The organism is Campylobacter sp. BCW_6463 (assembly GCF_001762785.1).
Classification (GTDB): Bacteria; Campylobacterota; Campylobacteria; order Campylobacterales; family Campylobacteraceae; genus Campylobacter_D; species Campylobacter_D jejuni.
This window is the reverse complement of the sequence record NZ_MJXL01000077.1, coordinates 1-19,249: the sequence shown is the minus strand read 5'-3', so window position 1 is coordinate 19,249 and position 19,249 is coordinate 1. Positions and strand designations below refer to the sequence as shown.

The following is a 19,249-nucleotide window of genomic DNA, read 5'->3' as shown; positions in this document are numbered from 1 at the left end:
AAATTGTTTAACATTTCTTTTTATAATTTTAAATCAAAAATTTAAAAAAGGCGGTATTGTATGTTATGTCCAGTTTGCAATGTGGATTTGGTTATGAGCGATAGGAGTGGAGTTGAGATTGATTATTGTCCAAAATGTCGTGGCGTTTGGCTTGATCGTGGAGAACTTGACAAAATCATAGAACGCAGTGTCCCTAATGCAGCAAATTTTAACCAAGTTTCAAGACAAGAGTCAAGATATAATAACTCAGCTTATCATCAGCACAATGATTACTATAAAAAGAAAAGGAAAGAAAGTTGGCTAGGCGAACTTTTTGACTTTTAATTTTTATAAGAATAACAAATATTTATATTCTTTTTAACTTAATATCTTAAAATGTCAAGCAAAAAGGATATAAAATGTATAAATTTTTATCACACGAGCCTTTAGTTAACAAATCTTGTAATCATAATCACGAAGAACATTCTCATGAACATCATCATTCCCATGCTGATGCAAGAAGTGTGGATAAAAAGATTTTAAAAATTTCTCTTTTAATGACTTTTTCTATGATGCTTGTGCAATTTATTTATTCAATCCTTTCAAATTCTTTAGCACTTTTAAGTGATACTTTGCATATGTTTTCTGATGTTTTTGCCTTAGCTCTTAGTTTTTTAGCCATTATAGCTGTAGAAAAATGGCAAGATCATCAAAAGACCTTTGGGTATTTTCGTCTTGAAGTTTTAGTGGCTTTTATCAATGCTTTAACTATTATTTTATCGGCTTTATTTATCATTTATGAGGCTATAGAAAAATTTATTAATCCAAAAGAAATTGACGCTAAAACCATGATAATTGTAGCTATTTTGGGCTTTTTGGTAAATGGGATTAATGCTTTGATGATGTTTAAGGGTGCAAATTTAGAAAATGTCAATATGAAATCTGCTTTTTTACATATGATGAGTGATTTATTGGGTTCTTTAGTGGTTATTATAGGTGGGATCGCGGTGTATTTTAGTGGTATTGTTTATATAGATACGATTTTAGCTATTGTATTATCAATCTTGCTTTTAAGATGGGCAATTATCTTGCTTAAACAAAGCGCTAATGTCTTGCTTGAAAGTTCTCCTGTGGATATAGAAAAAGTAAGACAAGTTTTACTTTTAAATCCTAGTGTGGATGAGGTGGTGGATTTGCATATTACTCAAATTACCAATAAAATGTTAGTAGCTTCTATGCATTTAAAAGTGAAAGTTTGCGATCTAAAGGAATTTGAAAAACTATCTCAGGATTTATCCCATAAATTACTACATGAATTTGAAATCGGGCACATTACTATACAACCTATAAGGAGTGAAAATGAAATTTAAAGTAAAAAATGTTAATTGCATGAATTGTGTAAATTTGATCAAAAATTCTCTTGAAGATGAATTTGGAAATATAGAAGTGGATTTGGAGCAAAAAATTTTAAGTTTAAATTTAGAAGAGAATCAAGTATCAAATTTTTCAAAAGAATTTCAAGATTTAGGTTTTGAAATCATAGAGCGTTTATAATGGAAGAATTGCGTATAAAAATAGGTAAAATGACTTGCGTTAATTGTTCTAACGCTATAGAAAGAGCTTGTAAAAAAATTGATGGTGTTAAAGATGCTAGTGTTTCTTATGTGAATTCTAGCGGAGTTTTTTTACTTGAAGATCAAGAAAAACGCAAAGATATCATCGCAAAAATTAAAAATTTAGGCTTTGAAATTTTAGAAGATGAACAAAGCTTGAACGCATACAAGGCAAAAAAACACTTAGAATTAAGAAAAAATTTGCTTTTAAGTATAGTTTTGAGTGTGATTATTATGTATTTTGAAATGTTTGTTAAAACTTCTTTTTCGCAAAATATCCAAATGGCTTTGAGTTTTTTTGGGATATTTTACTGTGGGAGAGACTTTTTTTCTCATGCTTTTTTAGGCCTTAAAAGCAAAAATTTAGATATGAATACCCTTGTAGCTTTAGGGACTTTGAGTGCTTTTGTGTATTCTTTTTTGGTGTATTTGCAAATTTTTAAAGAAGAAGATTTGTATTTTAGTGGTGCAATGATGATTATTTCCTTTGTGCTTTTAGGAAAATATCTTGAAAGTAAAGCTAAATTTAAAGTACAAGATTATCAAAGAATTTTGGAAAATATAGATACAAAAAAGACAAAAATTTTGCTTGAAGATGAAAGTATTAAAGAAATTCCAAGTTCTTTTGTCAAAAGTGGCGATGTGCTTTTGGTAAAAGAAGGAGAAAGCATTGTTGCAGATGGGGTAGTGCTTTTAGGGAGCGCAGAGCTTGATATGAGTTTTTTAAATGGGGAGTTTTTACCTGTTTTAAAAAAAGAAGGCGATGAAGTTCAAGCAGGAGCAGTAGTTTTAAATGGTGCTTTAAGGATCAAAGCAAACAAAAAGGCTATGGATAGTACTTTAGAACAAATCAAAAATCTAGTTTTTGAAGCAGGAAATATCAAAAGTCCTTTGGCAAATTTAGCAGATCAAATTTCTAAATACTTTGTAGGGGGTATAATATTTTTTGCTTTTTTAGTTTTTGTTTTTTGGGCGGTAAAAGCGGATTTAAATACAGCTTTTTTACACGCTTGTGCTGTGCTTTTGATTTCTTGTCCTTGTGCTTTAGGGCTTGCAACGCCTATAGCTTTGGTTGTGGCAAGTGCAAATGCGGCAAAAAATTTCATTCTTATTAAAAATCCTGCTGCTTTAGAAAAATTAGCCTTAGTTAAGTACGCTTTTTTTGATAAAACAGGTACATTAACAAAGGAAAATTTGAGTATTTTTAAGCACAATCTTTCTAAAGATGATTTTGATAAATTATGTCAAATTGAAAGTTTAAGCTCTCATCCTATAGCCAAGGCTTTGCATAAAGATCAAATTTTTGATTTAAAGGGCGAGGGAAGAGTGATTGTGGGTTCTGGTATAAAATACAAAGAAGATAATAATATTTATCTTGTAGGTAGCGCGGAGTTTTTGCACAAAAATGAAGTTGACACAAAAGAAAGCGATATCTTTTTTGATTCTTTTAAAGAATATGTTAGGGTGTATTTTGCTAAGAATAAAAAGTGTTTAGGTGGTGTTTTGTTAAGCAATGCTTTAAAAGATGGGGCCAAAGAGCTTGTGTTAAATTTAAAAGGGCAAAATCTTAAAACTTTTATTTTAAGTGGTGATCATATAAAAAATGTAGAAAAAATAGCTAAAGAATTACAAATAGACGAATTTCATGCCCAACTTAAGAGTGAAGAAAAACTACAAATCATTCAAAAATTTAAAAAAACTCTTTTTGTAGGAGATGGGATCAATGATGCGGCGGCTTTATCTGCTGCAAGCGTGAGTATGAGTTTTTCAAAGGCAAATGAACTTGCAAAAAAAACAGGAGATTTTATCTTGATAAAAGATGATTTATCAGCGATTTTTAAATGTTTTAAACTTGCTAAAAAAACACGCAGGATTATTAAGCTAAATCTTTTTTGGGCTTTTATTTATAATGTACTTTGCATTCCTATCGCAGCAGGATTTGTACCTTTTATCACTTTAAGTCCTCATATAGCAGCACTTGCAATGTGTTTTAGTTCTGTTGCTGTGGTACTTAATTCTTTAAGGCTTAAAAGAATTTAAAAATTTAATTTTTATTAAGAATATATTATTAAAATGGTATAAATGTAATAAAAATGTTTTTGCATAAGTAAAATGATTTGATTTTCAAAAATTATTATTTTGCTTACCGTTGCATCGTTAGCAGGTATAGTGGTTTTTAGAAATGTGACAGATTACAATTCTAATTTCCAATTTGTTTCGCATTGTGATGAGTGCGGATATAAAGTCTGATTATTTAGGTAATGCTATAGTTTATGGGGTTATTACTTCTCCTGTGATTCATCATATAGGCTATATAATAATTATTCTTTTTGAAATTTTTATTACCTTAACAGCCCTAAAAGGTGTTTATGATATGTTTAAAGCTAGAAATTTAGATGCTCAAAGCTTTCTTAACGCTAAGATTTTTGGGATTATTTCCTTAACTTGTTGCTGTATTTATGGTTTGCCTTTCAAGTAGTTGCTGCAGAATGGTTTGAAATGTGGATGAGTAATGTTTGGAATGGTTTGCCTGGTGCTACAAGATTGGTAACTTATATGTTTTTAGCTTTGATTTTCATCTCTCTTAAAAATGATGATTAATTTTCTATACTAGGCTCCCCAAAACAATCTTTAAGAGCCTCTTTAAGATCTTCTTGTGGGTCAAATTTTTTAGCTCCTTCTTTAAGCATATTAATAGAACTTTGAATATTGTTTTTATTTTCACTGTTTGGTAATTCTTGAGTTAAGGATTGAAGCTTATTTTCATCAATTGTTAGTGCTTTTTGCACATTAATTTTTACATTTTCTCCAAATTTAGCTTTAAAAAGTTCTTGTATGAGTTTAAAACCTTTATTGAGCGTATCGCGATTTTGTCCTTGTGCGTTTGAGCTTATATTTAAAGTATTGCTTTCAAAACTAATAAATTTTGTGCTTTGTTTAAAGCATTCTGCAAGATCAAAATCCCTATCATAAATACTATCAAGCAAGATTTCATAAGCATTTTTTTCTATTTTTTTCTCAAGATTAGGCATGATAGGAGAAGGTGTGATCTTAGGTGTAGTATTTGTTATATTTTCTTGTTTGATTTCTTGGATTTGTGCGTCAATTTCTTTTAAATGACTTGCTTCCATCATCATAAAAGCCATAACACAAAGCGTAAAGCCATCATCATCGCAAAGCATATTTTTAGCTTTTGATAAAATACGGAAAAATCTTTCATAAATTAAAGTAGAAAATTCTGTACTTTTTGCAAAAAAACTTTCTTTTAAATAAAAAAGCATTTCATCAATCACGCTTGAAGCTTCATAGTCTTGCAATTCTTCTAAATATGCAAAAACTTTTTCTTTGTCTTTTGTTAAAATAGCTTGATAAAAGGCTTTGATTTTTTGAGGATCTAAAAAGCCTAGCATATCTGTAATTTTACTAATGCTGATTTCATTTTGACAAAAAATAATAGCTTGATCAAGTAAGGTTAAAGTATCTCTTAAAGATCCATTGCCGCTTCTTGCTATGAATTTTAAAGCTTCTTCTTCAAATTTAACATTTTCTTTAAGTAAAATTTCTTTAAGATGATTTAAAATTTCACTTTGTGGAATTTGTTTAAAGCGAAAATGTTGCGTTCTTGAAAGTACAGTAGCTGGGAGTTTTAAAGGATCTGTTGTTGCAAGTATAAATTTAACATAACTTGGTGGTTCTTCTAAGGTTTTTAAAAGTGCATTTGCAGCTTGCGGGGTAAGCATATGTACTTCATCGATGATGAAAATTTTAAATCTTGCCATAGAAGGGGTGTATTTGGTTTGCTCGATTAAGGTTTGTATGTCTTCAAGTCCACGGTTGCTTGCAGCATCCATTTCTATAATGTCTATATGTTTGCCTTCAAGTGCTGCAAGACAGTGCTTGCAAGTGCCACATGGAGTATCACTTGGTCCTTGTTCGCAAACTAAAGCACGAGAAAAAATTCTAGCACTTGAGGTTTTTCCGCTTCCTCTAAGTCCTGAAAAAAGATAAGCATGAGCTAAGCGATTATGATTTAGAGCGTATTTTAAACTTACGCTAACTGTTTTTTGTCCTATGAGTTCATCAAAGGTTTTTGGTCTGTATTTAATCGCTAGAGCTTGAAGCATTTTCTACTCGTTCATTATAGATAAAAGTTCTACATTGTCTTTGGTTTTAAGCATTTTAGAATATAAAAATTTCAATGCCTCAACATCATCCATTTGAGAAATCGCCGAACGGATCGCCCAAATTTTTTGAAGATTTGCTACGCCTTGGAGTAATTCTTCTTTTCTTGTTCCTGATTTGATGATATTAATCGCAGGATAAATTCTTCTATCGGCGATATTTCTATCAAGAACTATTTCGCTATTTCCTGTGCCTTTAAATTCTTCAAAAATCACATCATCCATTCTTGAACCTGTGTCAATTAAAGCTGTAGCAACTATGGTTAAAGAGCCTCCATTTTCTATATTTCTAGCTGCACCAAAAAAGCGTTTTGGTTTGTGCAAAGCATTAGCATCTACCCCACCGCTTAGGACTTTTCCACTGCTTGGAGTTGCGGTGTTATAAGCACGTGCCAGTCTTGTGATACTATCAAGTAAGATGATAACATCTTTTCCTGTTTCTACCATTCTTTTGGCTTTTTCTATCACGAGTTCAGCTACACGCACATGATTATAAGCAGGTAAATCAAAAGTAGAACTAAAAACTTCGCCTTTTACACATCTTTGCATATCGGTAACTTCTTCAGGTCTTTCATCGACTAAAAGCACGATTAAATGCATTTCTGGGTGGTTTTTTGCAATGGCAGCAGCAAGTTCTTTCATAAGCTCTGTTTTACCTGTGCGTGGTGGAGCAACGATGAGTCCGCGTTGTCCTTTCCCTATAGGAGTAAAAAGATCCAAAACACGACCTGTAAGCTTCATTGCATCGTATTCGAGTTTGATTTTTTCTGTTGGAAAAATAGGGGTTAAGTTATCAAACAAAGGTCTTTCTTTGGCTTCTTGTAAAGGCAGATAATTGATCGCTTCGATTTTTAAAAGAGCGTAGTATTTTTCCTGATCTTTTGGCTCTCTTACCTGTCCTGTAACGATATCGCCTACACGCAGAGCAAATTTTCTAATTTGTGAATTTGAAACATAAGCGTCATTAACACTATCGCTAAGATTGGAGTCCATGCCTCTTAAAAAGCCATAACCTTCAGAAGAAATTTCTAAAATTCCTGTAAAAAGTATGAAACCACCTTTTTTTGTTTGTGCTTTTAAAATTTCAAAAATAAGTTCTTGGCGGCGAAATTCTCTTGGGTTTTCGATTTCACATTCATTGGCGATTTTAACTAGATTTTCTAGATCTAATAATTTTAATTCTTCGATTTTATAACCTTCCACTGGAACGTGGGTTCTTTGATGTTGTTTTTTTTCTTTTTCCATAAGTCCTCGTAAGATTTAGCAGAATATTTTTTGTAAAATGTGATTTTAGTAAAAAAGTACACTTTTTGTCAAATTTGTTTATAATTATAAAAAATATTTTTTTAAAGAATGATTATGAAATGTGAACATTGTAGACTTGATTATAAACAAGCTCAAATGATAGAGTATAAGGGTAATTTTTTTTGTTGCAAGGGTTGTGAGAGCGTTTGGGAAATTTTGCATGAAAGTGGATTAGATGAGTTTTATGAAAAGCTTGGAAATCAAACTTTAAGTCCTGTAAATTTTCAAAATGAAATGAAAAATTATGATGAGTTTATTACTAAAACCAAAGAAGGATTTAGTGAAATTTATCTCATGATACACGGTATAGAATGTGCAGCTTGTGTGTGGCTTAATGAGAAAATTTTAACCAAGCAAGAAGGAATTTTAGAACTTGATATCAATCATTTAAACCATAAAGCACGTATTGTTTTTGATGAGCAAAGCATTTCTTTGGTGCAAATTTTAAGACTTATTGAAAGCATAGGTTATAAAGCGAGTGCTTATGATGCGAGCAAGGCTTCAAAAAAAGCGGATTTATTAAAAAGGGAATTTTATTCTAAGCTTGTTGTGGCTATAGCTTGTGTGATGAATATCATGTGGATAGCAGTGGCAAAATACGCAGGATTTTTTAGCGGTATGGATAAGGATACTAAGGATATTTTAAATTTTGCTGAATTTATCCTTTGTTCTCCTGTGCTTTTTTATACGGGATCTCATTTTTATAAAAGCGCTTTTAAAACTTTAAAAATACATAGTTTAAATATGGATGTATTGGTGATTAGCGGAGCGAGTTTGGCTTATGTTTATTCTTTATGGGCTATGTTTTTTAGGGTAGGGGAAGTGTATTTTGACTCTGTGGCGATGATAATTTGCTTTGTATTTATAGGTAAATATCTTGAGATGTTTAGCAAAAAGCGTGCTTTAGATACCATAGATGGGCTTAATGATTTTTTGCAAAATGAAGTTTTGGTTTTTGATGGTAAAGAATTTGTTTCTAAAGAAGTGCAAAAGGTTTGTTTAGGAGATAGAATTTTACTTAAAACTGGAGATAAAATTTTAATCGATGGGATTTGTAAAAGTGGTGAAATGAGCGTGGATACCTCTTCTTTAAATGGAGAAAGTATTCCAAAACTCATACAAAAAGAAAATGAAATTTTTTCAGCTTGTATAGTGCTTGATGGAAGTGTGGAGTATGAAGCAACAAAGCTTTACAAAGATTCAAAACTCAGTCAAATTATCCAGCTTTTAGAACTTGCGAGTTCTAAAAAAGCAAAACTTGAAAGTTTGGTCAATAGTCTTTCGGCTTATTTTTCTAGAACGGTTTTATTGATCGCTTTTATTTGTTTTGCTTTTTGGTTTTTTTATAAAGATGCAAGTTTTGAAATTTCTTTAGTCAATGCGATTGCAGTTTTGATTATCGCTTGTCCTTGTGCTTTGGCTTTAGCAACGCCAGTGAGCAATCTTGTGGCCTTAGGTAGGGCTTTAAAAAAGCATATTTTGTTTAAAAGTTCTAGTGTGATAGAAGATTTAAGCAAATGTGATTGCGTGGTATTTGATAAAACGGGTATTTTAACCAAAATAGAGCTTGAACTTAAAGAGGTTTTTTTAGATAAAGCGCTTGATTTAAACGAGCTTTATAATTTTGTAAAACTTTCTAAACATCCTATATCTCAAAATATTGCGTCGTATTTAAAGCAAAAAGGAGCTAAGGATTTAAATTTGAATTTTAAAAAGCATTCAAGTATTCAAGCTAAAGGTTTAAGTGCTGAGTTAAATGAAGGGTTGCTTTTAGGCGGAAGTTCTAAATTTTTGCAAGAAAAGGGTATTGTGGCTAAAGAATTTGATAATACACATTTTATTTTTGCTAAGGAAGGTAAAATTTTAGCTTTTTTTGAGTTTGATAGTGTTTTAAGAGAAGGTGCAAAAGAGCTTATCACTTATCTTAAAAAAGAAAAAAAAGAATTAATGATACTTAGTGGTGATCATCAAAAAGCAGTGGCAAAAATCGCTAGAAAATTAGAAATTCAAAATTATCAAGCTTCTTGTTTGCCTGAAGATAAAATGAAAACTATAGAAAATTTAAGCAAAAATTACAAAGTTTTATTTGTAGGTGATGGGGTAAATGACGCACTAGCTTTAAAATACGCAAGTGTTTCGATGACTTTAAGAGAAGGAAGTGATTTAGCTATAGAAAGTAGTGATGTCTTGCTTTTAAAAAATGACTTGCTTTCTTTAAAAAAAGCCATCAAATTATCTAAAAATACCTTTAAAATTATCAAGCAAAATCTTGCTTTTTCTTTGTTTTATAATGCTTGTACCATACCTTTGGCTTTTTTGGGTATGATAAATCCTTTATTTGCTGCTATTTCTATGTCTTTTAGTAGTATAATAGTCGTTTTAAATGCTTTAAGGATCAAAGAATGAATAGTATAATCATGATGATGATAGGGGTTTCTATCTTAGCGTTTTTTATCATTTTGGCAACTTTGCTTTGGGGGATTAAAAATAAGCAATTTGATGATGATTATAAATTTACTACTTTAAATGATGATGAGGATTCTTTGCGTGATGCCATAGAATTAGAAAGGCGTAAAAAAGAAGCTTTGGATAAAAAAAGGCTTTCTTAAAAAGGAAAGCCTTTTTTAGAAATTATTTTAAAGTTTCAATATGAGCTTCGATAGCTTTAAAATCTTCTTCGGTTAAACCTTTAAGGTTAAGTTTCATGATCGCACCTTGACCATAAGCATTTCTTTTACCTTCTGAATATTCTTTCATGTATTGAAGTCTTTCAGCAGAAGAAAGAGTTTTTAAAGCTGGAACTTTGTTTAAGTAAACTTTGTCAGCATTTGCACCATGGCATACTGCGCATTTTTTAAAAAGTGTAGCACCATCTGCAGCAAAAGCAGAAACACCAAGACATGCCAAAGCAGAAACTACTAATAATTTTTTCATTTGATTTCTCCTCAGTAAAAATTAGATTGCCAGATATTATATATCTTTATTTTTATAAAAATCTTAAGAAAATAAAGATAATGTTTATTTTCTTTTCAAAAAAGCTATATTATAATGTTTTTTATGAAAACAAAAGCATTATTTTTAGATAGAGACGGTGTGATTAATATAGATAAAAAATATGTCTATAAAATAGAAGATTTTGAATTTTGTGATGGAATTTTTGAACTTTGTAGATATTTTTTAGCTAAAAAATATTTGCTTTTTATAGCGACAAATCAATCAGGCATTGCAAGAGGATATTATAAGGAAAGTGATTTTTTTAAGCTTTGTGATTATATGCTTAAAGAATTTACTAAACAAGGTATAAAAATTGATAAAATTTATCATTGTCCGCATTTAGAAGGTTGTGAATGTCGCAAACCTAAAGCAGGAATGCTTTTAAAAGCAAAAGATGAGTTTAATTTAGATATGAAAAATTCTATTTTTATCGGGGATAATCTAAGCGATATGCAAGCAGGGTTAAATGCTAATATTGGCACTTTGATTTTGGTAAATGAAGAAAAAAAAGAAGGCGATTTTTTTAGACAATTTAAAAATTTAAAAGAAATTTTGAGTTTTTTTAAAGAAAAGGACATTTAAATGAGAGTAGCAATCACAGGTGGTGCAGGATTTATAGGTTCGCAACTGGCTTTAAATTTGCAAGAAAAACATGAAATTTTAATCATTGATAAAATGCGTAGCAGTGCGACTTTTGAAAATGGAAATTTACAAAGTTTTGGACATTTTAAAAATTTACTTGAATTTGATGGAGAACTTTTTGCAGGCGATATTAACGATGAAAAAGTTTTAAAAAAGATTGAAGATTTTAAGCCAGACATTATTTTTCATCAAGCAGCAATTTCAGACACTACGGTTTTTGATCAAACTAAGGTTTTGCAAACCAATTTAAATACTTTTAAAGATTTTATAGAACTTAGCATAGATCTTAATGCAAAGCTTATTTATGCAAGTTCAGCTTCGGTTTATGGTGATGCAAAAAGTCCACAAACTGTAGGTAAAGATGAAGAACCAAAAAATCCTTATGCTTTTTCAAAATTGATGATGGATAAGCTAGCGAAAAAATACTACGATAAAGCCCATTTAGTAGGACTTAGATATTTTAATGTTTATGGAAAAGGCGAATTTTATAAAAACAAAACCGCTTCTATGGTTTTACAATTTGGCCATCAAATTTTAGCAGGAAAAAATCCACGCTTGTTTGAAAGAAGTGATCAAATTTATAGAGATTTTACTTATATTAAAGATGTTATTAATGCCAATTTAATCGCTCTTGACTCAAAATGTGGAGTTTATAATGTAGGTAGTGGTAAAGCAAGGACTTTTCAAGATATAGTTGATATTTTGCAAAAAGAGTTAAAGACTGATTTGCCTTGTGAATATATCCCAAATCCTTATGTAAAATCTTATCAATTCCATACTGAAGCAAAGCTAGATCAAACTTGGGATTATCAGCCAAAATTCACTTTAGAAGAAGGGGTAAAAGATTATTTAGGTGAGATAAAAAGACTTTTTGAAAAGGAAGTAAATGCTTGAGTTTTTAAGTCAGCAAAAACCTAAAATTTTAATTATAGGGGATTTTATGGTGGATAATTACACTTGGTGTGATTGTTCGCGTATCAGTCCTGAAGCTCCTGTTTTGGTAGCTAAAACTCTTAAAGAAGATAAAAGATTAGGTGGGGCTGCGAATGTTTATGCAAATTTAAAAAGCTTGGGAGCTGATGTTTTTGCGCTTGGTGTTGTGGGTGATGATGAGAGTGGGAAATTTTTACAAGAAAATTTAAAAGGAGAATTTTTGATCCAAAAAGGACGCAAAACCCCTTTTAAAAATCGCATTATGGCACACAATCAGCAGGTTTTAAGACTAGATGAAGAAGACATAAGTGCAATTTTGCTTGAAGATGAACTTATAGCTTTGTTTGATGAAAAGATTAAAGATTTTAAAGCTGTGGTTTTAAGTGATTATGCCAAAGGTGTTTTAACCCCTAAAGTTTGCAAGGCTGTGATAAAAAAGGCTAAGGCTTTAAATATCCCTGTTTTAGTTGATCCTAAAGGCAGTGATTTTAGTAAATATAGCGGTGCAACCTTACTCACGCCTAATAAAAAAGAAGCTTTAGAAGCTTTAAAATTTGAAAATTTAGAGGGTGAAAATTTAGAAAAAGGGATTAAAAAATTAAAAGAAGATTTTGCTTTGCGTTATTCTATCATCACTCTTTCAGAAGCGGGGATCGCACTTTTTGATGAGGGTTTAAAAATCGCACCTGCTAAAGCTTTAGAAGTTTATGATGTAACAGGGGCTGGCGATAGTGTGATCGCCATTTTGGCTTTTTGTTTGGCAAATGGGATTGAAATTTTTAAAGCTTGTGAACTTGCTAATGAAGCTGCAGCTGTTGTAGTGAGTAAAATAGGTAGTGTGAGTGTGAGTTTTGATGAGATTAAGAGTTTTAATCGTGTGGATTTTGAGAAAAAAATCAAAAGCAAAGAAGAACTTTTAACGCTTTTAAAACAAAATGATAAAAAGATCGTTTTTACAAATGGTTGTTTTGATATAGTGCATTTTGGACATATAAAATACCTTGAGAAAGCTAAAAGATTGGGTGATGTTTTGATTGTAGGTTTAAACTCAGATGCGAGTGTGAAAAGACTCAAAGGCGAGAGTCGTCCTGTAAATTCAGAGTTTCAAAGAGCTTGTATGTTGGCAGCTTTTTATTTTGTAGATTTTGTAGTGATTTTTGATGAAGACACACCTTTAGAACTTATAAGCTTTTTAAAACCTGATATTTTGGTTAAAGGAGCTGATTATAAAGATAAGCTTGTTGTGGGTGCTGATATCGTTTCAAGAGTTGAATTAATCGACTTTGAAGAAGGATTTAGCACAAGTAAGATTATAGAAAAGATTAAGGATAAAAAATGATAAATTTAGTAGAAAAAGAATGGCAAGAACATCAAAAAATCGTTCAAGAAAGTGAAATTTTAAAAGGACAAATCGCTAAAGTAGGTGAGCTTTTATGTGAGTGCTTAAAAAAAGGTGGTAAAATTTTAATCTGTGGAAATGGTGGAAGTGCAGCTGATGCACAGCATTTTGCAGCTGAACTCAGTGGGCGTTATAAAAAAGAACGCAAGGCTTTAGCAGGTATAGCACTTACAACCGATACTTCAGCACTTAGTGCTATAGGAAATGACTATGGTTTTGAGTTTGTTTTTTCAAGACAAGTGGAAGCTTTAGGAAGTGAAAATGATATTTTAATCGGTATTTCAACGAGTGGAAAAAGCCCTAATGTTTTAGAAGCTTTAAAAAAAGCAAAAGAACTTAATATGCTTTGTTTAGGGCTTAGCGGAAAGGGTGGTGGAATGATGAATAAGCTTTGTGATTATAATCTTGTCGTGCCAAGCGATGATACGGCTAGAATTCAAGAAATGCATATTTTAATCATACACGCACTTTGTCAGATCATAGATGAGAGCTATAAAACTGATTTATAAAAACCTATGAAAAACTATAAATAAATATCAAATATTTTTAGATTTTTATTGAAAATTTATTATTTTTACTTAAAATTTATACAAGGAACTTTTTATGGTAAATCAACCAACGGCTACTATTTTTGCTGGTGTAAATGGTGCAGGAAAGACTACTTTATATTTTTTAGCACAAGAGCAAGGAATAAATTTAGGTTATCGCATAAATGTAGATGAGATAGCTCAAAGCATTGGAGATCATAGAGATAGACAAACTCAAATTCGTGCCTCAAAGATAGCTATAAAAATGCGTAAAGTATATATAAATGATAAACTTAATTTTAATCAAGAAACTACGCTTTGCGGAAAAGCTATATTAAATCTATTTAGTGAATTAAAAGAGCATGGTTATAAAATCAATTTACACTTCGTAGGACTTGATAGCCCACAAACTGCAAAAGCGCGAGTAAAAATAAGAGTAGCTAAAGGTGGGCACGACATAGAGCCGCATTTAATAGATAAAAGATATTATGAAAGTATGCAAAATCTTTTAAAAATTATGCCATTATGTGATGAGATTTTAGTTTATGATAATACTAAAAATTATGAATTAATTGCAAAGATAACAAATGGGATATTAGATTTGCAAAATAATGTTGCTTGGTTTAATGATTTAATATCAGACAAAACACAATCTAAAAGCCACTCTTATAATAATGAATATAATCATTCTAGTAGGATTAAACTATAATGGATAAGCTCGTTTCTATCGGATACGCTGCAAATTTACTTGGTGTTACAATACAAACAATCCGCAATTGGGATAAACAAGGTTTGTTAAAGCCTGATGATATTACTCAAGGGGGCATATAGATATAAATTACAAACTCTTAAAAATATCAATAAAAATATAAAATTTAATACTGATAATTTAAAAACTATTGCTTATGCAAGAGTTGGTAACCACGATCAAAAATTTGAACTTGTAAGACAAGTTCAAATTTTAGAAATTTATTGTGCTAAAGCAGGGTTTAATTATAAAGTTATACAGGATTTAGGCAGTGGCATAAACTACTATAAAAAAGGTTTAACAAGACTTTTAAATTTGATTTTAGACGGACAAGTAAAAAGATTGGTTCTAACTCATAAAGATAGACTTCTTAGATTGGGTGCAGAGTTAGTATTTGCAATATGTGAAGCTAAAGAAATCGAAGTAATTATTATTAATAAAGGTAATGAAAATGCTAAATTTGAAGAAGAACTTGCCAAAGATATTTTAGAAATAATAACAGTTTTTTCAGCTAGGTTGTACGGTTCTCGTTCAAAGAAAAATAAAAAATTACTTGATGATATGCAAGGCGTAATAAATGATAATTTTGCATAAAATAGAGCTAGGCTCAAATAATAAGCAATAATACATATTTTAAAAAAGTGTTTGTTTTTGCTAAAATTAAAATGCCTTTGCATCTATATAATATTGCAGCTTTTAATACATAAAAGCCTAATAAGGTTAAAGGCGAGAAAATAAAATAAAAGAGCTAAAAAGCATAAGCAACCCTATAAAATTTTTTTATGGAGTGCTTAATTTTTTAATTTCTTCTATTACCTTTTCAGGCTTTAGATCTTTCATGCATTTATGGTGCTTTAAATGACAGGTTTTTTGCATACAAGGCATACAAGCTAGATCTAAATGCACTAATGTTGCGTTTTCATTTTGCCAAGGTGAAGTTTGAGTAAATTTCGTAGGGCCAAAAATAGCCACGGTTTTTACCTTATAAACCGCACTTATGTGCATAGGTCCACTGTCATTTGTGATGAAAAGATCGCAAAAAGCGATATTTTGACAAAGGGTTTTGATGGTGGTTTTATTGCAAAGATTTTTTACTTTTATGTTTTGTTCTTTTAAAATTTGATAAATTTCATCACAGAGTTCTTGTTCGGCTTTTCCTGCACCAAAGATTAAAATTTCATGACTTTGGCTAAAATTTAAAGCCACTTTAGCAAAATAACTCGCATCCCATCTTTTTGCACTTCCAAAACTTGCGCCAGGGTTGAGTCCTAGAATTTTTTTACCATTTTTCAAGACAAGAGGACCTTGAAATTTTAGCTTAAAGGGAAGTGTTAAGTCTTTAAAATGAGCTTTTATGTCAAGTGAGTTTTCTATAAAATAAAGGTATTTTAAAACTTGATGTTCTTCTTTGTACTTGTTTTTGTCAAAAAAATATCTTTGTCTTGTTTTAAGAATATGTAAGATAATCTTAGAAGAAAACGCAGATCTAAAAGCAAAGCTAAAATCGATCTTACCAAGTTCTTTGCGTAAAGATAGGGCTTGTTTATAGCGGGATTGTTTATCTTCTATGATGATTTTAGAATTAGGAAATTCTTTAAAAAGTGCTGTGGAAACCAAAGAGCCATAAAGGATAAATTGAGCATTTTTAAAATGTTCTTTTATAGTGTATAAAGCAGGTGAAGCCATCGCCGCATCGCCTAACCAAGTGGGAAGGTGTATAAAAATTTTCATGAATTTCCTAAACTTTGATAGAATTGTTTTTATTATTTTAACAAAATTTAGGAAAAATATGCCACAACTTTCGATCATAATCCCGCTTTTTAATTCTTGTGAATTCATATCAAGAGCTTTGCAAAGTTGTATAAATCAGACTTTAAAAGATATTGAAATTTTGATTATCGATGATAAAAGTAAAGATAATAGTTTAAATATGGTTTTAGAATTTACTAAAAAAGATCCAAGGATAAAAATCTTTCAAAATGAAGAAAATTTAGGAACTTTTGCAAGTAGAAATTTGGGAGTTTTGCATTCTAGGTCTGATTTTATAGTGTTTTTAGATAGTGATGATTTTTTAACACTTGATGCTTGTGAAATAGCACTTAAAGAGATGAAAAAAGGTTTTGATTTGCTTTGTTTTGATGCTTTTGTACATAGGGTAAAAACCAAGCAATTTTATCGTTTTAAACAAGATGAAGTTTTTAATCAAAAGGAATTTTTGGAATTCTTAAGCAAACAAAGACATTTTTGCTGGTCGGTTTGGGCGAAGTGTTTTAGAAAAGATATCATCTTAAAAAGTTTTGAAAAAATTAAAATCGATGAGCATTTAAGTTATGGTGAAGATGTGCTTTTTTGTTATGTTTATTTTATGTTTTGTGAGAAAATAGCTGTTTTTAAAACTTGCATTTATCATTATGAATTTAATCCAAATGGAAGATATGAAAACAAAAATAAAGAAATTTTATGGCAGAATTATCAAGATAAAAAGAAAAGTAATGAACTTATAAAAAAGCTTTGTTTAAACTTTAAAAGTAATGATTTTTATAAGAAGTTGTTTGAGGTTTTAGAAAAAGCAGAGTTTGATTTACAAAGAAGGGTTGATGAAGCAAGAAATTAGTAGCTTTTGGTATACACCTAAAGGATACAAAGGTATAGGCTTAATGGAGCTTTTATCCATAAAATCTTTTATAGATAATGGCTATAAATTTATTCTTTATACTTATAATATTGACGATAAATTTTTTAAAAAACTAGATGAATTATTTGATGATTTTGAATTAAAAGATGCAAATGAAATAGTTCCTTTTGGAAACTATTTTAGCGATAATAGAGGAGCAGGCGTAGCAGCTTTTAGTGATTATTTTAGATTTAACTTACTTTACCTTAGGGGGGGGGTATGGGCAGATCTTGATATGATATGTTTAAATTATATTGATTTAAATGAAAAATACATTTTTACACAAGAAGTGGATGAAGATAATAAAAAGTCAAGAATCACAACATCCTTTTTAAAATTTCCTAAAAATTCTGATTTTGGAAAAAGTCTTATACAAGAAGCAGAAAAAATTATCAACAAAAGAAAGCAAATCCCATGGGGTATTATAGGTCCTTGGTTTTTAGCAGATCATGTAAAAAAATGTGGTTTAGAAAATTTTGCTTGGGATTATAAAAGAACTTGTCAGATTTCATGGTGTAATGTAAAAAATTTTTTAGATAACAATACTTTAATAGATACCAGTCAACCTTTCTTACATTTATTTTCAGAAATGTGGAGATTAAATAATATGGAGAAAAATACTTTTCATCAAATGGGAGTTTATGGACAACTTTTAAAAAAACATGAAATAGAAAAATTATATAATCAGATAAATACTTGTTTAAAAACATCAATGCTAGATAGTATGCCATCCTTTTTAACCAAGCTTTTTATAAAAAAATTATAAAAAGCTTATATTGTTAACTCTTTTTAAATCCTCTGTTGCATCTATATCCAAACTAGATTTTTCATCCATTATATAGCAACTTGTTTTTTCTTGTAAAAAAGTTGGATTATTTAAAAATAAATTTGACTTTACTATATAAATTGCACCATTACTCATATAAGTTTTTGGTAATTTTTGCCTAGGCATAAATGGATATTTGTTATTACAAATTCCTTTTAAATTACCATTATCATCTATAAAAGCTTTTAAAATTTTATTATCACACTCTACAACACTTATTAATGCATTTGAGTTTTCATTTTCAAATTTTAAAAAAGCTTCGTCTATATGTACATTTGTCCTTAAAGGGGAAGTAGGTTGTAATAAAATGATATTTTCATAATCTTTGTAAAAACTCAAGGTATGCAATACAACCTTATCGCTAGTCGTATCATCTAGTGCTAATTCTTTAGGTCTTTTTAACACATCCACACCTTGAGTTTGTCCATATGCTAATATATTATCACCATCGCTACTTAAAATAATTTTATCAATATACTTTGAATTTTTTGCCGCGTTAATAGTGTAATACAACAAAGGCTTGTCATGCAAAAGAGCTAAATTTTTATTTTTTATACCTTTTGAACCTGATCGAGCAGGTATTATAGCTAAAGTCATTTTTTGCCACTCAATTTAAATTTATCTAATATTTCACAAATTACTTTTTCGTCAAGCATTGTATAATCTATTTTCTTTATTTTTTTATGTCTATAATGTATTTTTTTAAAATCTTCTAAGGTTAAAGTATTTAAATACTTTTGATAATCGTTTCTATGATATTTTAAAGCAGGAAAATGCCATTGAAGTAATTCTGCTTGTAAGATTTTTATATGTTTGGGTATAATTTGTTGTTCAGAATATAATTCTTTTGCAGTTTTTTCAGGATCAATCCACTGACTTTGCTTTGAAACCATTCTTTCTATAAATACACTATTGCACTTTTGAATTAACAATTGATCCCCTCCATCGATAAAACCACATTCCTCCCCCCCCCCATTTTGAATTACAATTTTATTATCTAGTATTAAAAAATTAATTCTTGGAAATCTAACAGCAGTATTTTTTGATGCCATATAAAAACTCTTATATAATTTTTTTGCATCATAGTAATGATCTACATCTATTTTTATAAGCCATTCTCTTTGAGGAATAAAATTTGCAACATAATTATAATAGCTATAAAGTTTATTTTTTTCACTTTGTGGATTTTCAATTTGTACTTCATAAGGATATTTTACTGGTATAAAAGAAGGATATTGCTTGCAAAATTCTAAAATAATCTCTTCACTTCCATCAGTACAATCATTATATCCTATAACACCTCTTTGTATTGCAGGCAATATACTTTCTAATGAAGCTCTTAAAGTAATAGCTTCATTTTTTACTCTTATAAAAGCCCAAGGATTTAAAGGAGATTTTGTATCTTTTGAGTTTGGATCAAAGTCAAAA

The 19,249-nt window shown here is 30.0% G+C and carries 19 protein-coding genes and 3 pseudogenes; 16 read left to right on the top strand and 6 right to left on the bottom strand.

Features of this window, described 5'->3' with window-relative positions:
* Window positions 1–60 precede the first annotated feature (60 nt).
* The 6 genes and pseudogenes from AJ884_RS08365 (at window position 61) to AJ884_RS09735 (ending at window position 4,193) form a co-directional block, all read left to right on the top strand.
* Window positions 61–324, top strand: coding sequence for a zf-TFIIB domain-containing protein (locus AJ884_RS08365; RefSeq protein WP_002861877.1), 264 nt, complete (start codon window positions 61–63; stop codon window positions 322–324).
* A gap of 74 nt (window positions 325–398) precedes the next feature.
* Entirely contained in the window at window positions 399–1,349 is a 951-nt protein-coding gene (gene czcD, locus AJ884_RS08360) for a CDF family cation-efflux transporter CzcD (RefSeq protein WP_070286619.1), read from the top strand.
* Window positions 1,339–1,533 (top strand): heavy-metal-associated domain-containing protein, encoded by a 195-nt coding sequence (locus tag AJ884_RS08355; protein ID WP_070233533.1) that lies wholly within the window; start codon window positions 1,339–1,341, stop codon window positions 1,531–1,533. The genes czcD and AJ884_RS08355 overlap by 11 nt, the downstream gene beginning before the upstream one ends.
* The gene (gene copA, locus AJ884_RS08350) at window positions 1,533–3,632 is read left to right on the top strand and encodes a copper-translocating P-type ATPase CopA (protein WP_070286618.1); all 2,100 of its coding nucleotides are present in this window, start codon (window positions 1,533–1,535) and stop codon (window positions 3,630–3,632) included. The genes AJ884_RS08355 and copA overlap by 1 nt, the downstream gene beginning before the upstream one ends.
* A gap of 90 nt (window positions 3,633–3,722) precedes the next feature.
* Window positions 3,723–3,842, top strand: coding sequence for a DUF2165 family protein (locus AJ884_RS10315; protein ID WP_353477116.1), 120 nt, complete (start codon window positions 3,723–3,725; stop codon window positions 3,840–3,842).
* Window positions 3,820–4,193, top strand: a pseudogene (locus tag AJ884_RS09735) (DUF2165 family protein). The gene AJ884_RS10315 and the pseudogene AJ884_RS09735 overlap by 23 nt, the downstream one beginning before the upstream one ends.
* Here AJ884_RS09735 and AJ884_RS08340 read toward each other — a convergent pair.
* Together AJ884_RS08340 and rho are read right to left on the bottom strand one after the other, a co-directional pair.
* Window positions 4,190–5,716: a DNA polymerase III subunit gamma/tau gene (locus tag AJ884_RS08340; RefSeq protein ID WP_070286617.1), complete on the bottom strand. Its 1,527-nt coding sequence runs from the start codon at window positions 5,714–5,716 to the stop codon at window positions 4,190–4,192. The pseudogene AJ884_RS09735 and the gene AJ884_RS08340 sit on opposite strands and share 4 nt — an antisense overlap.
* Window positions 5,717–5,719: 3 nt before the next feature.
* Window positions 5,720–7,018, bottom strand: a complete 1,299-nt coding sequence (rho, locus tag AJ884_RS08335) for a transcription termination factor Rho (protein ID WP_057042622.1) — start codon at window positions 7,016–7,018, stop codon at window positions 5,720–5,722.
* Between the two features lie 108 nt (window positions 7,019–7,126).
* Here rho and AJ884_RS08330 point away from each other — a divergent pair, with 108 nt between their 5' ends.
* Window positions 7,127–9,484 (top strand): heavy metal translocating P-type ATPase, encoded by a 2,358-nt coding sequence (locus tag AJ884_RS08330; RefSeq protein ID WP_079860138.1) that lies wholly within the window; start codon window positions 7,127–7,129, stop codon window positions 9,482–9,484.
* Window positions 9,481–9,687, top strand: a complete 207-nt coding sequence (gene ccoS, locus AJ884_RS08325; protein WP_002852798.1) for a cbb3-type cytochrome oxidase assembly protein CcoS — start codon at window positions 9,481–9,483, stop codon at window positions 9,685–9,687. The genes AJ884_RS08330 and ccoS overlap by 4 nt, the downstream gene beginning before the upstream one ends.
* 22 nt (window positions 9,688–9,709) lie before the next feature.
* Here ccoS and AJ884_RS08320 read toward each other — a convergent pair whose 3' ends face one another.
* Window positions 9,710–10,012, bottom strand: a complete 303-nt coding sequence (locus tag AJ884_RS08320; protein WP_002852762.1) for a c-type cytochrome — start codon at window positions 10,010–10,012, stop codon at window positions 9,710–9,712.
* Between the two features lie 80 nt (window positions 10,013–10,092).
* Between AJ884_RS08320 and gmhB the strand changes: the two are divergent.
* The 6 genes and pseudogenes from gmhB (at window position 10,093) to AJ884_RS08290 (ending at window position 14,915) form a co-directional block, all read left to right on the top strand.
* Window positions 10,093–10,654, top strand: a pseudogene (gmhB, locus tag AJ884_RS08315) (D-glycero-alpha-D-manno-heptose-1,7-bisphosphate 7-phosphatase).
* Window positions 10,655–11,608, top strand: a complete 954-nt coding sequence (rfaD, locus tag AJ884_RS08310) for an ADP-glyceromanno-heptose 6-epimerase (protein WP_070276634.1) — start codon at window positions 10,655–10,657, stop codon at window positions 11,606–11,608.
* Window positions 11,601–12,986 (top strand): D-glycero-beta-D-manno-heptose-7-phosphate kinase, encoded by a 1,386-nt coding sequence (gene rfaE1 / locus AJ884_RS08305; RefSeq protein WP_070286616.1) that lies wholly within the window; start codon window positions 11,601–11,603, stop codon window positions 12,984–12,986. Before rfaD ends, rfaE1 begins: the two co-directional genes overlap by 8 nt.
* Window positions 12,983–13,555 (top strand): D-sedoheptulose 7-phosphate isomerase, encoded by a 573-nt coding sequence (gmhA, locus tag AJ884_RS08300; RefSeq protein WP_070286615.1) that lies wholly within the window; start codon window positions 12,983–12,985, stop codon window positions 13,553–13,555. The genes rfaE1 and gmhA overlap by 4 nt, the downstream gene beginning before the upstream one ends.
* A gap of 94 nt (window positions 13,556–13,649) precedes the next feature.
* Entirely contained in the window at window positions 13,650–14,282 is a 633-nt protein-coding gene (locus tag AJ884_RS08295; RefSeq protein WP_070286614.1) for a zeta toxin family protein, read from the top strand.
* Window positions 14,282–14,915: pseudogene (locus tag AJ884_RS08290) on the top strand (IS607 family transposase). The gene AJ884_RS08295 and the pseudogene AJ884_RS08290 overlap by 1 nt, the downstream one beginning before the upstream one ends.
* A gap of 186 nt (window positions 14,916–15,101) precedes the next feature.
* Here the strand turns inward: AJ884_RS08290 and waaF are convergent.
* Entirely contained in the window at window positions 15,102–16,052 is a 951-nt protein-coding gene (gene waaF / locus AJ884_RS08285; protein WP_070286613.1) for a lipopolysaccharide heptosyltransferase II, read from the bottom strand.
* A 58-nt stretch (window positions 16,053–16,110) separates the two neighbouring features.
* Between waaF and AJ884_RS08280 the strand changes: the two genes are divergently transcribed.
* Window positions 16,111–16,935 (top strand): glycosyltransferase family 2 protein, encoded by an 825-nt coding sequence (locus AJ884_RS08280; protein WP_070286612.1) that lies wholly within the window; start codon window positions 16,111–16,113, stop codon window positions 16,933–16,935.
* Window positions 16,919–17,761 (top strand): glycosyltransferase, encoded by an 843-nt coding sequence (locus tag AJ884_RS08275; protein WP_044779111.1) that lies wholly within the window; start codon window positions 16,919–16,921, stop codon window positions 17,759–17,761. The genes AJ884_RS08280 and AJ884_RS08275 overlap by 17 nt, the downstream gene beginning before the upstream one ends.
* Here AJ884_RS08275 and AJ884_RS08270 read toward each other — a convergent pair.
* Window positions 17,756–18,418, bottom strand: coding sequence for a cytidylyltransferase domain-containing protein (locus AJ884_RS08270; protein WP_070286611.1), 663 nt, complete (start codon window positions 18,416–18,418; stop codon window positions 17,756–17,758). The genes AJ884_RS08275 and AJ884_RS08270 overlap by 6 nt on opposite strands.
* The coding region (locus AJ884_RS08265) for a beta-1,4-N-acetylgalactosaminyltransferase (protein ID WP_186820850.1) at window positions 18,415–19,249 on the bottom strand (835 nt) is incomplete at its 5' end. The genes AJ884_RS08265 and AJ884_RS08270, both read right to left, overlap by 4 nt.